The 15,967-nt window shown below is 42.3% G+C and carries 12 protein-coding genes; 2 read left to right on the top strand and 10 right to left on the bottom strand.

Going from position 1 to position 15,967, the window contains the following annotated elements; translation table 11 throughout:
• Positions 1–733: 733 nt before the first annotated feature.
• Positions 734–1,504 carry a hypothetical protein gene (locus tag EII32_RS07475; protein ID WP_125234812.1) on the top strand — a complete coding sequence of 257 codons (771 nt, stop codon included), beginning with the start codon at positions 734–736 and terminating at the stop codon, positions 1,502–1,504.
• A 359-nt stretch (positions 1,505–1,863) separates the two neighbouring features.
• Here EII32_RS07475 and EII32_RS07470 read toward each other — a convergent pair whose 3' ends face one another.
• From EII32_RS07470 to nadA, 8 genes are all read right to left on the bottom strand, one after another.
• On the bottom strand, positions 1,864–3,513 hold the full coding sequence (locus tag EII32_RS07470; protein WP_125234811.1) for an RluA family pseudouridine synthase: 1,650 nt from the start codon (positions 3,511–3,513) through the stop codon (positions 1,864–1,866).
• A gap of 71 nt (positions 3,514–3,584) precedes the next feature.
• The gene (ispG, locus tag EII32_RS07465; protein ID WP_125234816.1) at positions 3,585–4,982 is read right to left on the bottom strand and encodes a (E)-4-hydroxy-3-methylbut-2-enyl-diphosphate synthase; all 1,398 of its coding nucleotides are present in this window, start codon (positions 4,980–4,982) and stop codon (positions 3,585–3,587) included.
• Position 4,983: 1 nt separating this feature from the next.
• Positions 4,984–5,490 carry a 5-(carboxyamino)imidazole ribonucleotide mutase gene (purE, locus tag EII32_RS07460; RefSeq protein WP_125234810.1) on the bottom strand — a complete coding sequence of 169 codons (507 nt, stop codon included), beginning with the start codon at positions 5,488–5,490 and terminating at the stop codon, positions 4,984–4,986.
• 36 nt (positions 5,491–5,526) lie between these two features.
• Positions 5,527–6,156, bottom strand: coding sequence for a phosphatase PAP2 family protein (locus tag EII32_RS07455; RefSeq protein ID WP_125234809.1), 630 nt, complete (start codon positions 6,154–6,156; stop codon positions 5,527–5,529).
• Positions 6,156–7,658, bottom strand: a complete 1,503-nt coding sequence (rpoN, locus tag EII32_RS07450) for an RNA polymerase factor sigma-54 (RefSeq protein ID WP_125234808.1) — start codon at positions 7,656–7,658, stop codon at positions 6,156–6,158. The genes EII32_RS07455 and rpoN overlap by 1 nt, the downstream gene beginning before the upstream one ends.
• A gap of 5 nt (positions 7,659–7,663) precedes the next feature.
• Positions 7,664–8,308: a hypothetical protein gene (locus EII32_RS07445; protein WP_125234807.1), complete on the bottom strand. Its 645-nt coding sequence runs from the start codon at positions 8,306–8,308 to the stop codon at positions 7,664–7,666.
• 94 nt (positions 8,309–8,402) lie between these two features.
• A complete protein-coding gene (locus tag EII32_RS07440; RefSeq protein ID WP_158611150.1) occupies positions 8,403–9,512 on the bottom strand; it encodes an acyltransferase family protein in 1,110 nt (369 codons plus the stop codon).
• A gap of 91 nt (positions 9,513–9,603) precedes the next feature.
• Complete coding sequence (gene nadA / locus EII32_RS07435) at positions 9,604–10,593, bottom strand: quinolinate synthase NadA (protein ID WP_125234805.1); 990 nt, start codon at positions 10,591–10,593, stop codon at positions 9,604–9,606.
• A gap of 728 nt (positions 10,594–11,321) precedes the next feature.
• Between nadA and EII32_RS07430 the strand changes: the two genes are divergently transcribed.
• A complete protein-coding gene (locus tag EII32_RS07430) occupies positions 11,322–12,695 on the top strand; it encodes a hypothetical protein (RefSeq protein ID WP_125234804.1) in 1,374 nt (457 codons plus the stop codon).
• Positions 12,696–12,751: 56 nt separating this feature from the next.
• Here the strand turns inward: EII32_RS07430 and EII32_RS07425 are convergent, their stop codons facing one another.
• A complete protein-coding gene (locus tag EII32_RS07425; protein WP_125234803.1) occupies positions 12,752–13,795 on the bottom strand; it encodes an acyltransferase family protein in 1,044 nt (347 codons plus the stop codon).
• Positions 13,796–13,816: 21 nt separating this feature from the next.
• Positions 13,817–15,949: a two-component regulator propeller domain-containing protein gene (locus EII32_RS07420; protein WP_125234802.1), complete on the bottom strand. Its 2,133-nt coding sequence runs from the start codon at positions 15,947–15,949 to the stop codon at positions 13,817–13,819.
• Positions 15,950–15,967 lie beyond the last annotated feature (18 nt).

Below are 15,967 nucleotides of genomic sequence, written 5' to 3'. Positions count from 1 at the left end.
TGGCTGCGCAGATGTCAGCAAGCGGGCTAAAGCAGTCGGGAAGCGTAACGGCAATGGCAAATCTAAGCAAATGCGGTCTAATGACCGATTTGGGTTTATTGTATCAAATTGATAAAAATATCTGTATAAACGTCAACAACAACACTTTTAGACGGTAAAAACAATAATACTTAAAAAATGTAAATATACAAATATAACTATCCTAAATATCAACATGTTACACACAAAAAATGTCTATTTTGAGCAACTCTTGAAACATTATAAAGTCTGATAAGAGCATTTTTATGTCTTAAAAAAGCAAGTGTCTTTGTCAGTTTCATGTCTATCTTTGTGGCAGGAAACTAAAATCACATGCCACTATGAATAATTTATCGAATACAAACAGGCAGCGCAATGCAGATAAAGAAATTCAAAATATAGTGGACGAACGCATAGAACTGCTGACACTATCAAAGAGATGGTAAAGAACGAAGTTGACATGCGCATAAAAGAAATGCTTAACAATAAGTAGATGTGTAGAAAAATAAAAAACAATTTAACAAAAACCATTCACAATCAATATATTTTCCTCAATATGAACATAGGGTGTCGGAAAGATTCCGACACCCACACTTTATAATGATGAAGAATTATATTGAATGATATAACATTTTATTATGCAAAACTTGCAAATAACAATCATTGTTACTACCTTTGCATCTATTACCAAATTATTATAATAAAACTGAGACTTATGGCAAATAACATTGACAAACCTATGGGATCTCCGCCAATTCCGGGTTCTACACCACCGGTACCGCCGGTACCGGAAACTCCAAAACCTGAAATTCCCGAAGTACCAAACGTACAAGAACCGGCAGCACCTCAAGTACCACCACAGCCCGTACCGACGGCAACACCCACTCCGCAACAACCAGTACCAACGGCAACACCGGTTCCGCAACAACCCATACCGGCAGCAGCACCGGCTCAACCAAAACCTGCACAGCCATACGTTAAACCAAAGAAAAAGAGCAAAGCAGGGATTATAGTAATCATACTTCTTGCCGTATTGCTTTTAATCGGCGGTGGTGGAACAGCATTGTATTTCTTTGTATTTAAAGATAAAATCGCAGATATTACAAATATTGAGGAGAACAAAGACTCTACAATTGGTGAAGAAGATACCGATGTGATTTCCAATGACAACGACAATACCGGAGAAACGGAAGGATTCGGTTTGGAAGAGAACGACAACCAAGTAGAAAACGGGAATGTCGAAACGGAAATCGAAGATATGGTAGAAAACGGAAATAACGAAAATATGACAGACGAAACCACAAACAATGTGGACGAAACACCGTCTATCCCCGCAAAGAAAACCCCAACCACCAAACCTGCAGAGCCAAAGAAACCAAAGAAGAAAGTAACGAATACACGCAAACGTAATAACTACGACGAGCCTGTAAACAACAATTCTTATTCAAGCGGTAGCAGAGGTTGGCATTTGGAACCGGCAAACTGACGACATTTTAACGGTGGTAAAACGCCGATATAAAATAACAATATGTCCCTGCAATTATTTCAAATGCAGGGGCACATTTTAATTTATACGAAAACAAACTTACGGAAAGAGACTTCTGCAAAATTAGTTTTTTTGCAGAAGTCTCAAACTGTTTATACCGTTTTTACCCCGAACCTGCTTTTCATTTGTACTTGATCGTACTGCAATTTCACCGAAATTACCGACCAATTTCGGCGGTTTTACTCGTCAATTTCGGTGAAATTGACGAAAAGTTTCAGGCGAATGACAAACATTCTCGTTATCAACTCGCAACATAATATATGCCGGTGAAAAATATGTATAGACAGTAATGTGGGTAATTACTTTTGCAGAGGTATTGTAAAAGGTGCTTCCGAGAAAAACTCTTGTCGCATGCCTGAGGCAGAAACCACCGTAATGCGCTCGCAATGCAGCATCAATCGTTTGTCCGGAAATCCATATAAAGCATCGCCGACGATAGGGCAGTTCAATCCATCGCGGTGTGCGCAGTGGACACGCAGTTGATGAGTGCGTCCCGTTACCGGATAAAGAGCCACGCATGCCGCTTTCCCATCTTCAACAATTACTTCATATCTCGTTATTGCCTCGCGTCCTCCATCTATGTCAATCAACTGTCGCGGGCGATCCATCGGGTTGGGACGCATTGGCAGTGAAATTGTTCCGCTGCACTTTTTCGGTACGGGCGATACCACTGCCACATACCTCTTTTCAACCATTCTGTGTTCGAACTGTCGCTGCAAACTTTTCTGCGCAGCGGCATTCTTCGCAAATATCAGCAACCCCGAAGTCTCCATGTCGAGCCGGTGTACCACGAGCGGTTCGTGTCCTTGCACACATTTCGCTTTCAATATGTCGAATGCCGACTCACGCCTTATCTTACCCGGTACGCTCAACATCCCCGATGGCTTGTCAACCACCCATATATCGTCATCCTCGTATATTACAGGCAAAAACTGACTTTCCGTATTTTCCTGCGGATTAGAGTCAACGGCAAGTCCCCGCATCATCCACGAAAGTATCGGCAGACATCTGCTGCGGCATGCCGGATAGTATGCTAGATGCCGGCGTATCTCGGCTTTCGGCGATTCGCCCCACCAGAACTCCGCCATGCAAAGCGGTTTCAGTTTGTTTAGATAGGCATATTGCAACAACTTAGGCGCACAACAATCTCCCGCCGCCGCCGGTGGCATTTTCCCATTAAAATTGTGGAATATATCCACAAGGTTTCTCTTCTCTCCCTTTGCATTAAGCATTTCATACTTTCCGAAGAGCCATTTCTGCAAGTCTTCAGACATCTCGCGACGATGCCGTCGCAAACTTTCAAGTCTGTTGTCAACATCTTTCAGTGCCTCCTCTGCACGAGCCACACCGGCAGCATACAATTTCCTTATCCTTTTCAGTTCTGCCTTTTGGAACTGGCTTTCCCTCGTCAGTTCTGTGGCAACATCAGGTTCGATGTTGCGTTGCATGCGTTTCATGTCGCGTATTTTCTTCGCCTGTTCCATTACAGACTTGTATTTTTCCACCGCCAACCGCCCTTCTTCCCGACGCGTTGCGAGTTCTCTACGCAGACGCAATGTCTCGGTATCGTTACTAATGGTATCTATCTGCTTGTTGACAGACGAAATTTCCACCTCGCGCATTTTGAAAACACCTTCTTTCCGCTGTGCATCGAACACCGGAGGCACAAACCATTCCCAGTCGTTCCGCCCGGCAAGCAATCCGCTGTAAGCTGCAAGAAATGCAATGGAAGACTGTTTATCACCGTCGTTCGATGGCAATTCCACCACCAATACTCCGAACATCTTTCCGCTGTCGGCATCTTTTCGCAACACCTTGTTATCCCTTATATATTCCCGCACCATTGCAGCAGCCTCCTTACAAAGTTTGTGCGGCTCGTAACAAAACGGGTATGTAAATCGCGGCGGCGGTGTTGCGGTGGTGTTCAGCGTATGTATGTTCTTCATCATTCCATGATTTTGCTGACGCTTAATTTACAAAAAACAAACGAGACGAACTACGACAATACAATAAAATGCAGTCAATCGGTCTTACGGTCGGCGGCTATCAACTCCAATAGTCTGTCCACCGCCTCTTCTTCCGGAATGTTCTTCATCACACATTCCTTGTTCTTGTACAGGCTTATCTTTCCGCGTCCCGCCCCGACATATCCATAGTCGGCGTCTGCCATCTCTCCCGGTCCGTTCACTATGCAGCCCATTATACCTATCTTCACGCCCACCATGCCTTTCGTGGCCTCTTTTATCCGTGCGATGGTGGAGCGCAAATCGTATAATGTACGTCCGCAACCCGGACACGAAATATACTCTGTCTTGGTAAATTTTATGCGTGCCGCCTGAAGTATTGAATCTTGTAGAGATGTCAGTTGCTCTGCTGTAGGTACCGCCTGAGTTCCGTTCTCAATCTTACAAGATATGCGCAGGTCACCGGCACGTTTGTCAATCAATATTGCTCCTGCCGCCATTGCCGCTTTCAGTTGCAAGTCTTCCCATGTCGAAGCATTAAGGTCAAGATACAGCGTACCGTATTCTATCACTGCATTCCGTCGCAGTTCGGTGCATTCCGGTATAAGTTCCACAAGACGGCGTGCAACCGGTATTTCCGCCTCCGGCTCTTCGGAGAGCGACACGCGTATAGTGTCTCCGATGCCTTCGGTGAGCAATGCTCCGATGCCTACCGCACTCTTTATGCGCCCGTCCTCTCCTTCGCCTGCCTCCGTAACACCGAGATGCAGCGGATAGTGCATACCTTCTTTGTCCATTGTCTGGACAAGAAGTCGCACGGTAGTTACCATTACCACCGTGTTTGATGCCTTTATGGAAATGACAATATCGTTGAATTTCTCGCAACGGCATATTCTCAGAAACTCCATGCAGCTCTCAACTATTCCCGCCGGTGTGTCTCCGTATCTCGACATGATACGGTCTGACAACGAACCGTGGTTCACCCCGATGCGTACGGCGGTATGTCGCTCCTTGCATATATTGAGAAACGGCACAAGTTTCCGTTCTATCTTCTTCAGTTCATCGGCATATTCATCATCAGTATATTCAAGATGTTTGAAAGTACGTCCGGGGTCAACATAGTTTCCCGGGTTAATCCTTACCTTCTCACAATACTTTGCCGCCACATCGGCGGTATGTGCGGTGAAGTGTACGTCGGCAACAAGCGGGGCATCATATCCGTCGGCTTTCAGTGCGGCACTTATGTTTTTCATGTTTTCCGCCTCACGTATTCCCTGCGTTGTAAAGCGAACCAACTCGCCTCCGGCATCTATGATTCGTTTTGCCTGCGCCACTGATGCTTCGGTGTCGTTGGTGTCTGTGGTTGCCATCGACTGGATACGAACAGGGTTTTTGCCCCCTATTTCGATGTTGCCTACTTTCGTTACCGATGTTAATCTACGTTTCAGAGACATGTCAAACTTTGTATTCAAACTTTATTTCCTCCAATTCCTTGTTGGCTTTTTCTATCTTCTTGCCCAGTCCCGACTTATAATCGGAAAACCGTTTCGCCATCTTCTCGTCGCCAAGAGCGATTATCTGCATGGCAAGAATTGCGGCATTCATGGCACCATTGATTGCCACTGTTGCCACGGGAATTCCCGGCGGCATCTGCAATATGCTGTATAACGCATCCATGCCGTCAAGTACCGAACCTTTTATGGGGACACCCACAACAGGCAAAGTGGTCTGTGCAGCGATTACTCCGGGCAGAGCGGCAGCCATGCCGGCACCGGCTATTATAACCTTAACGCCACGACCCGCGGCATTAGCGGCAAACTCTTCCACGGCTTTCGGCGTGCGATGTGCCGACAAGGCGTTTACCTCGAACGGTATTTCCATATCGTTTAGAAATATCATTGCCTTCTCCATAACGGGCATGTCGCTCGTACTGCCCATGATTATACTTACCAACGGATTCATAAATAATATATTTATTATGTTTTTAAAATTATGTTCTTACACGATGTTCCTATAATATATAACTGCAAGGAATGCCAACACAATGCCAATTGCAAAGCCCATTACCACTTCTACGAGAGTATGCTGACGGAGTATCATTCTACTTGTGCCTACCAATCCTGACATGAAGAAAAGCGCGAACAACCACCATGTGGGATTGAACGAAAAAAGAAACGAGAAAGCAATTACCGCACCTATCACGCCGCCTATGGCTGCCGAGTGTGTCGATACTTTCCATCGCAAGTTGACAAATGCACAAGCCACCTGCAACACGAGTGCCGCCATGATTACCGTACCTATTAAATGCGGCATGTGAAGCAGATTTATTATGTAGTAACATACAAAGTAACACACTATGCTTATAACATAAGGCACCATGCGGCGTTCCTTGGAACCTATCTGTATCGGTGTCCACCCGTGGTAGTTGTGATAGAAACGTATGAGATAGGTGGGTAGTATCACTGTGAAAACATACACTATCAGCAGTACACGCAACTTTATCCAAGTATCGAGCATACCGAGATATGTGAACATGAACAGTACTATCATGCCGAACATCGGCAAATAGAATGGTGTGACTATCGAACTTATCACCCTCGAAACAAGTATCAGTTTCTTCTCAGTCATTATTTTCTCAATCTTGCAACCGGTATTCCCATTTGTTCTCTGTATTTCGAAACGGTACGCCTCGCTATCGGAAAACCGCGACGTTTCATTTCTTTGCTCAGTGCATCGTCACCCAAAGGTTTACGCTTGTCTTCGCTTTCTATTATCTCGCGCAGTACCGTTTTCAGTTTTCTTGTTGACAGTTCTTCACCGCTGTCGGTCTTTATGCTGTCACTGAAGAAATGCCTAAGCCGGAACGTTCCCCATCTTGTTTGCGCATATTTCTGATTGCTTACCCTCGACACGGTACTTATGTCGAGTCCGGTACGTTCTGCAATGTCTTTCAATATCATCGGTTTAAGTTCTCCCTCATCGCCGTTGACAAAATATTTCCTCTGTATGTCTATTATGGCACGCATTGTGACATAAAGTGTATGTCGGCGTTGTTTCACCGCCTCGATAAACCCTTTTGCGCGGTCTATTCTCTCTTTGGCATATATAAGAGCCTCTTTTTCCTTCGTGCCGAGTTTGCTTTTGTCTTTCCTATATGTCTTTACAAGATCTGTAAAAGATTCACTTACATACAATTCCGGTATTCGCCCCTTTGTTATCGAGAATGTCACGGTGCCGTCTTCCGCGGTATCTATAACAAAGTCGGGTGTTATCTGCTGCATGTTTCTTCCTTCCGCTTCGCCAAGAGAAGCACCGGGTTTGGGGTTAAGCCGTCGCAACTCTTCGCGCAGCAGTGTCACATCGTCTTCTCCGATACCCATGGTCTGCACTATTTTGTCCCAGTGTTTTCCCATGAAATCATCGTAGTGATTCTCTATAATGTCATGAAGCATCAGTCTCATAGGGTTTGCCTTTTTACGTTCTATCTGTATCAGCAGACATTCTTTCAGTGTCCGTGCCCCGATACCGGCAGGGTCAAACTCCTGTATATCTTCCAATATCTCCGTTACCTCACTTTCAGAGGTATATATGTTATTATATATGGCAAGTTCATCTACTATGTCGTCGATTTTTTTACGGAGTAGTCCGTCATTGTCGAGAGAACCTATTATATATTCCATTATCTCTCTCTTTCGTTCATTCAGGTCAAGTTCGCCAATCTGTTCGTTAAGTCTGTCGTAGAAAGATTTACGGTCGCCGTATGTAATCTCTTCATAATCGGCGTTGCCATAATTTCCGAATGATGCACCGCTCGGCTCCGGCATCTCGTCATCGCCAACCATGTTCTTCAACACATTGTCGAGTTCGTCCTTGCGTTCTTCACGTTCCGTGCTTTGTTCGAAATCAGTGTCATCTTCATACAAGTCAACATCCGCCGGTTCAACAGTATAATCGTCATTATCCGTAGCGGCAATTTCAAGTGCCGGGTTATCGTCTATCTCGGCTTGCACGCTTTGTTCGAGTTCGGCAATAGGCATTTCCAGCAACTTCACCTGCAACATCTGTTGTTGCGTAAGTTTCTGTTGCTGTACCAATTTCTGCTCCTGAGTCTGTATCAACCTTTGTGACATAATTATCAAAAATACTCAACCAACTGTGCCGAAAGTGCAGATAGTTCTTCAAGTTTGTCATTCCCGAAACGCTGCCACAATTCTTGGCACGGAGCGAGCAGTGTACTGAAAATCATATCTTCGCGATTAAGGTAAGGGTCGTATATTTGGAATATTTCCATCACCTCTACCACAGTATCGGGGCTTATCTTCATCATCTTTGCAAGATGCCGTACCTCCGGTGTTTCCTCAACCATTGTTATAGGTGTCAATCGGAAATAAAGGTTAAGAATCATTACCAGCATCACCGGTTTCAATTCCGGTCTTCTGTCTATCGGTCGGAAATATTTTTCGAAACTCTCGTTTATCTCCACTCCGTCATAAAATTCCTCGGCATTGCTGAATCCGGTCATTCGGCGTAGTTTCCTCACTCCATCGGCAAGCTTGTTCGGACTTTTACCATATTTCTCCCACAATCTCTTTATCCTCGGTGTGTCAATGCTTCGCAGTTTGAACATCTTCTTGCGCAACACCTGCGGCGGTATATGAAGTTCGATACTCAAGTCAACCAGCGGTTTACTGTATGTTGCTTTCACTCCCACAGGTTTCTTCAGATAAAGTTGCATTAGCAAAAGCCAATATTCTTCATGCCATAAACAGTCCCTTGCCATAACCTTTTTCTTTTGCATACAAAGTTATACAAATTTTGTATAATCAGAAAACAATATACGAAAAAAAAGTATCATACCTTATTTTTACATTATGTCAGCGTCCTGTAATCAAATTCAAAACACGGGGATAAAATCTTTCAAGCAATTTGTATATGGCATAAAGCAGCAATATGTTTGAAAAATAGGAAAATAAAAGAACGAAAATACACTCTGTGTCGTTGTCGGGTTTGACAGCAAATATCATCATCTTTATGAACTTACTGTTTATCAATCCATGCGAAAGATAAATAAAAAAAGCACATCCGAAATATTTCCTCATTCTGTTTATTAAGTTTCCATGAGAAATGCGTTCGAAAAATGAAACGAAGAACAATAAACCTAATATTATATTCGGAAACTTGATATAGAAGATGTTATCAACATCATAATATCCGCCTATGGTTAACGCTATGCTGAAAACAAAGTAAAATAGCGAGTAGGGAATAAGATTTCGACCGACAACAGTACTTATCTCTCTGCCGTTAATTGAAAAATAAGCACCCGATGAGAAAAAGAACATACCTTCCCAAGGATAATATATTTGCGGTGTTTCAACCGAAGTATATATCCATAAACCACAGGCAATCATAAGAAATACCACCCCCGTATTTTTCAAAAACCAACGAATTGCGGGAGAAATGACAATAAGAAGCATCAAATCGCGGACATACCACAACGGCATGTTCAACGGAGCAGTTGATGAAGGAATATTCATCCCTGCAAGATTGCCGTCGTATATCCAATAACATGAAAGCAGATTGGATACGGAGAAATCAATATAATCGCCATATCTCATCATGGAAGTGAATGACGATGACAGCAATATTAGTAACATTATTATGGCAATGCTGTTCCATATAACGTAAGGTATCAACAACGACTTTATTCTGTTTCTTACCTTATTGAAATATTTTCCCAACGAAAAATTACCGCCGAGGAAAAAGAGATAACCTGAAATGAAGAAATAAACAGGCACACTCTGACCTCTAAAAAAAGCATTGATTATCTCGCTAAACCAAAAAAGCAACGGAAAACTCTCTTTGTTTACATTATCAAAACATACCGTACCAAAATAATGTTCGGCAAGTACGGTAAATATTAGAAAAGCCTTAAGGAAATCAAGACTTTCTATATGTCTGCCCGTATATGTGGAGTAAGTTTTCAAAATTAATTGTCTGTATATTTACGTTTGTCTTTCGGTAATTCCGTTATATATAAGAAAATAAAATTGATTTTGAAAACCTACTCAAATATATTTAACTCAACTCAAGCATTCTATCAATGGGTTTCACTGCCTTACGGCGTATATTCTCCGGAATATCTACGGCAGGCCATTCGTATTTCAAAGTATTGTATATCTTGCTTAGAGAGTTTAGTTTCATATAATTGCATTCATTGCAAGAACAACCGGGAGTATCCTCACTCATTTCCGGCGGAACGGGATAGAACATCTTACCTTTGCAACAACGTTCTATCTCATGCAATATTCCGGACTCCGTTGCTATTATGAACTCTTTTTTGTCACTTTCAATACAATGCTTAAGTATTACTGCGGTAGAACCCACCACATCGGCAAGCGCAAGTACCGGACCTTTACATTCGGGATGTGCAAGTACCAAAGCATCGGGATGTTCTCTTTTAAGTCTTACTATACTTTCCACCGAGAAACGTTCGTGAACATGACAGCCACCGTTCCAAAGCAGCATATTTCTTCCGGTTACCGAATTGATGTAAGAACCGAGATTATAATCGGGACCGAATATTATCTTCTCGTCCTTCGGCATACTGTCTATTATCTTCTTTGCATTACCACTCGTAACGACAATATCTGTCAATGCTTTGACAGCAGCCGTAGTATTAACGTAACTTACTACTTTATATCCCGGATGTTCCTCCTTGAATTTCTTCAAATCATCGGCATTACAAGAGTCTGCAAGCGAACATCCTGCATTCAAGTCGGGACACAGAACCGTTTTCTCCGGACAAAGTATCTTGCAGGTCTCTGCCATAAAATGCACACCGCACATCACTATTATCTTTGCATCTGTCCGTGCCGCTTTCTGTGCCAATGCAAGCGAATCGCCTATAAAGTCGGCAACCTCCTGTATCTCGCCAACGGTATAGTAGTGTGCAAGGATAATGGCATCCTTTTCCTTACAGAGATGTCTTATCTCTGCTTTCAGATTTGTTCCTTCCGCTATAGGTTCGTCGACGAAGCCTTTATCCTTCCATTCGTTTTTCAACATAATATTATTAATTTCTTTTATTTCTTTTTTAAAAATAAAAATAGAATATGAGTATGATGTAGTGTTGAAAATGTTGAAAACTATTTGTTTGTTTTCTTCTTTTTAAGCAATCCACATCTTGTTCGCATTTATACACATGTTATCAACCATATTACTATTTATATATTAGTTGTTTAAGTGGTTTATCCACGATTTATTTTGATGCCTGCAAAATTAATAAGTTTATATCTTTTTCTATACATTTTATGTGGAAAAGTTTTTTAAAACACACAAATAAGATTTTTATTATCAACATTGTTTGTTTCGTTAAATGTCTTGTGTTAATATCATGACGGTTTTAAACATGGTTATCAACATAGTTTTCCACATAATATTAAAGGTTGTAACGAATAATGTTGCGCAAGAAAATATAAACATAAAAGACTAAAAACGATTTATTTTTAATATACATGATGAAAGTAATTTCGCTTAATTTGTTCTGTAAAACCGCCGAAATTGTTTTTCAATTGTAAATCAAAACAGACTAAATTGTAAATCATAAAGTACTTTTCAAGTATTTGTCATGTCACTGAATGTTTTTTGTTAAGCGGTTGTTCAAAGTTAAATGTCAATGAACATGTACTTTAAATTTTGAAAATATGACTGACGTTTGCTTATTTTGGTTGTATTATTTCATTTAATAAATTAATTTGTTAATTTTGCAATTTGAAGAAACATTGGGAAATTAAATGATAAGAAAAACACTGATTTTTATATTACTTACCTTGTTTATAGGTTTTGTTGCTTTACATACCGGTATTTTCTGGGACAACACCACGTTTGTGTCTGCAATGGGAAATTTCTTGTATGAAAACGGAATAATGGCGTGGGGAAATATTCCCGCGGCAACAGATCCGGGACATCCGCCATTTATTGCCACACTGATGGCTGCTTCGTGGAAACTTTTCGGACGGTCGTTGCTGGTGTCTCATTTGGTACTTCTTCCTTTTGTTTTCGGTATATTGTGGCAATCGTGGGATTTATGTTGTTTCTATTTCAAGAAAAAGAGCGATGCCGTGGCAGCATTTGTATTGATGATTGCAGATGCGACGTTATTGTCTCAGATGACCCTTGTCACCACTGAGGTGCCGCTGATGTTCTTTTTCATGCTCGCATTGAACGGAATGTTGCGCGACAGCGGTTGGCGCAAGGCAACGGGTTTGGCATTCCTCGGTATAGTGTCTTTGCGTGGAATGATGCTTTGCGGAGGGTTGTTTTTGGTTGATTTGTTTGTAAACCGTGTTTTCATCAAGTGGAAAGCATATCTTTTGGGTTGTCTTCCCGCCGTTGTTTTTATTGTTTGGAGATTAACATGTAAGGGTTGGATAATATCCAATCCGGAGAGCACTTGGGGCGATGCCACGGGATATGGCTCTATTGCCGGTTTCTTCACCAATTTCTCTTGGAACGTAGCAGTAATAGGTCAGCGGTTCACCGATTTCGGGCGAATTGTGCTTTTGCTTTTCGTTACATTCGTACTTTTCTTTCGTGGGGGATGGAAAAACAAGAAATATCGGAATATGTTTGTCGTTGCCACAGGCTCCACTTCCGTGGTATGGGGCATAAGTCTGTTCATAGTAAATCCGATAGGACACCGTTATTTCACAGTAAGTTATATGTTGATTGCATTGCTTGCCGTGGCAATGCTTCGTGAGTATGTTCACAGACATATTGTGTATGTGGTGATGTTCGTCGCACTTGCAGCCGGCAATTTCATTGTATATCCGGACAAGATGTCGCAAGGTTGGGACGCTTCACTTGCACATCTCAACTATTGGGGAGTGCGACGTGACATGATTGAGTATATAGACAAACGGGGCATAGACATTGCCGATGTTGCCACTTTCTTTCCAAACAACGGAGAAATAGATGGTGTTGATTTGAATGGCGACCACCGTCAATGGGCAGATTTCACCGGAAAGGAAAAATATGTGTTCTATTCCAACGTGTTCAATCTTCCCGATGAGGACATAGACCTTATACACCGCAACTACCGAATGGTAAAACAGTTTGGCAAAATGGGTGTTAGAACGGAGTTGTACGAGAACAAAAAACTGCCCTGAATACCTTTATAATTGATGTATTCGGGGCAGTTATATGTCTATTAATGTTTGTTATTTTATGTCCCGGTTGCAGTAATAAGCATCATTATTAACGGGAGAAAATAATTTTTCTTGGTTCTACCAACCAAGAAAGGGGTATATCTGTAAATTGTAAAAGCGATGGCAGTGCATATAAAATATACTGCTGTCAACATAACGATAATTTGCCAATAATGGCTGTATTGAAATCCTATTTTGTTGAATAAAAATGTCACCGTTGCAGGAACTGCACCACAAAAAAAATAATAAACAAGCGAATGTGCCCCCGTCCAACTTATCAACGGCAGTTTATTGATAAGTTTGCTAAGATTTACAAGGAATAGAATTGCGATACCGATGTCGGTAAGGAACATCGGGATGTTAGATACTTCTATACTTCCCAACACAGTGTTTATTTGATATATAATAATAATGTTTTTTATAATTAATAATAATATGAAAAGCAATGATGTATATAATATTGTGTTGAAACGGTTGAAAAAATCTTCGTGACGACGGTAGAAAATGCCGCAAATCATTATTCCCATGGCAAGAAAGGCATCGTTGACATACCATGAATTTTGTTCGTTGAAGAGTGGAGAAGGGTTGTGTTTGTTGCCTATTACGAATACCGTGATAAAAGATAACAGTGCCGTGATGGATAACAACACGGTTTTTCCTCGTGTTATGAACATTGTCACGGCAAGCAAAAGTTCTGCAACAATCAGTGCCGCAACGAACCATGATGCTTTGCCGAGGATAATGTTATGCAGAATTTCGGTGGATTCGGCATGGTTTGCAACAATCTTTATTGTTCCGATAACGGTGGTAAAGATGAAATAAGGCACTATCAGTGTCTTGAATACAGACCTTATCTTGCGTGCAAAATCAAATTCCCGACCGTCGCGACTGTTGCCGCAAAAGAGATAGCCCGATACGAAGAAAAAGGTCGCCAGTGCGTTGTGGACATAACAACCGTATGGAATGATGTAGTCGCCGGAATAGTACATCTCCGTATGAAACAGCAATATGGCGGTCATACAGATGCCTCGCAGAGTGTCTATCCATTGTTTTCTTTCCATTTTCGGAGTAATAGCGGTATGTCAGTTTATTATGGCAATCTTGCACACCATGCCCGATTTGCCGTCGGCTGTTGCAGTATGTACCATGTATATGCCCGATGCCACCCGATTGCCGTTGAGATCGCGACCGTCCCATGTGAACATACCACCGTTGCTGCGTCCCTGACTTACGAGTACCCCGTTGCTTGTCGTTATCTTGACATCTGCGTTAAATGTCAGTCCCACCACGCTTATCAGTCCGTCGTATTCGGGTTTCACGGGGTTTGGATATGCATATACGTTGTCTTCGTTCATTTCATCGTTTGCCTTCGAGGCATCGCTCATGTACGAACAAAGTCCTTTGTTTGTACCGAAGAAAACCTCTCCGGTTTTTTCATTTATCGCTATGGATTCTATTTCGTTGTCCAACAGAGGACTGTTTTGAGCCGTGAAATGTTTCAGTTCGGTTATGCCGTCACTGTCAATAAGATATGCACCATCGTGGAAGGTGCCGAACCACTTGCGACCGGCAGGGTCTTCTGCCATGCAGTTTATGTTGACACCGTTGAGCAGATAGTCGGCAAGATTGCTTCCGTCGTTGCGTGGCACCTTTACTTGAATGAGCGTATTGTCATTTTTTCCTATGCTTTCCTTTGGCAGATATGCTGGTCCTCCGCTGCTTCCTATCCATATATTTCCGTCCCTGGTTTGCATTATCGACTCGATGGCGTTCACTGCATACTCCGTTCCGTCTTGGTTTTTGAAAGGCTCTTTGTATGAAACGAGTATGTCTTTTTCGGTGTCATAGCAGTAGAATGAAGGCATGTGCCAATAGTCGTTGGCAAACCATAGCAGTCCGTTGCGGTCCATGAACGAGTGCGACGGATAGTGCAGTACCACGTTCTTGTCCTGTATCAGTTCGCTCTTTGGGAATGTATTCCATTTTCCGTCGGCTCCGTATTTCAGCAGGCACACGTTGTATGCCATTCCGTTGAGCAGCCACAAATTTCCTTTTTTGTCGAAGTTTACGCCTAATACGAGTACATAACTGTTTTTAAGTACCGTGTAAGCGGCTTGCAGCAACGAGTTGTCGGTGTTGTATAGTTTCATGAATTTTCCGTCTATAAACTCGTATAGTCCGGTTCTTCCCCCTGCCATCAGGCGCACGCCTTTGGTGTATGTCGGGTCGATGTCAAAGTCCATCAAATCGTAATAAGGTATTCCCGTTTTCTCTTTGAGATTATCTTCATAGTTGAACCATTCTTTCCCGTCGTATGTCTGTATGCAACCCGGTCTCAGTTTATCGCCCCACCGTGTGAAACTTCCTCCGCAGGTGTATAGTTTGTCGCCGTAGAAACGCATCGTGGTAAAGTAGTTATATGTTGGTCCTTCGGGCAGTATGCCGCTTGCTGTAATTGTTCTGCTTCCATCGTTGTTGAGTTTCCATGACTGCAGTTTTCCGTCTTTCTGCGTACTCCAATAGCATTTGTTGTTACTGTCGAATGCAATCAGTTCGGTATATCCGTTGTCAGAGTTTTGTATTATGGTGTTTTCGTTTACATAGTCCGGTTTCTCGCCACTTTTCAGCGGTGTCCACGATGCCGGATCGAGAAGGTTGTCATTCATGTCGCCGCGCTTCTCTCCCTTGTTTGTTTTGCAGAAAATTATGCCGTCTTTTATTGTTATGTTTGAAATCTTTGCCCCGAAATTGTATGTCGCACTAATCTCGTTGTCCGCCACATTGAGTTTTATTATTCCGAAATCGGTGCCGAGATATGCGTTCTTTCCGTTTATCGTTATGCACGACACCGATTTGTTCTCCGACATTATTTTGTTGTATAAACTGCTGTTGTTCTCTACCGTGCCGTCATTTTGCATGAGGTCGATGTTCTGGTTGTCATATACTATTACGAGTTTTTTTGCCGCTTTGCACCATGCTATGTGCAAAATTCCGGTGTCGGACAGAGTTCTTATCTTGTCGTATGTCTCGATGCTGTTGTCGTTCGGATTGTATGAGAAAAGATTATTGCTTGCGAGTACATAAACTTTTTTGCCCGATGGTTCTATATCGGTTATCTTGCTGTATGCCATGTAGGCATTCCATTGTCCCACACTTGCCGAAACTTTCGTTGCCGAAACAATCATTCCGACAACTAATAATATGTATTTCCTCATAGAAACCGTTGTTTTAAT

The sequence above is a fragment of the Prevotella sp. OH937_COT-195 genome, from assembly GCF_003932845.1.
GTDB lineage: Bacteria > Bacteroidota > Bacteroidia > Bacteroidales > Bacteroidaceae > Prevotella.
Note: the sequence above shows the minus strand (reverse complement) of the source record. Positions and strands in the feature narration are given on the sequence as shown.

Excerpts from the sequence above, each read along its gene's own strand:
- EII32_RS07445 (WP_125234807.1), bottom strand. The coding sequence starts at position 8,308 with ATGGCAAGGGACTGTTTATGGCATGAAGAATATTGGCTTTTGCTAATG.
- EII32_RS07475 (WP_125234812.1), top strand. The coding sequence starts at position 734 with ATGGCAAATAACATTGACAAACCTATGGGATCTCCGCCAATTCCGGGT.
- nadA (WP_125234805.1), bottom strand. The coding sequence starts at position 10,593 with ATGTTGAAAAACGAATGGAAGGATAAAGGCTTCGTCGACGAACCTATA.
- rpoN (WP_125234808.1), bottom strand. The coding sequence starts at position 7,658 with ATGTCACAAAGGTTGATACAGACTCAGGAGCAGAAATTGGTACAGCAA.
- EII32_RS07455 (WP_125234809.1), bottom strand. The coding sequence starts at position 6,156 with ATGACTGAGAAGAAACTGATACTTGTTTCGAGGGTGATAAGTTCGATA.
- purE (WP_125234810.1), bottom strand. The coding sequence starts at position 5,490 with ATGAATCCGTTGGTAAGTATAATCATGGGCAGTACGAGCGACATGCCC.
- EII32_RS07470 (WP_125234811.1), bottom strand. The coding sequence starts at position 3,513 with ATGATGAAGAACATACATACGCTGAACACCACCGCAACACCGCCGCCG.
- EII32_RS07425 (WP_125234803.1), bottom strand. The coding sequence starts at position 13,795 with ATGGAAAGAAAACAATGGATAGACACTCTGCGAGGCATCTGTATGACC.
- EII32_RS07430 (WP_125234804.1), top strand. The coding sequence starts at position 11,322 with ATGATAAGAAAAACACTGATTTTTATATTACTTACCTTGTTTATAGGT.
- ispG (WP_125234816.1), bottom strand. The coding sequence starts at position 4,982 with ATGTCTCTGAAACGTAGATTAACATCGGTAACGAAAGTAGGCAACATC.
- EII32_RS07420 (WP_125234802.1), bottom strand. The coding sequence starts at position 15,949 with ATGAGGAAATACATATTATTAGTTGTCGGAATGATTGTTTCGGCAACG.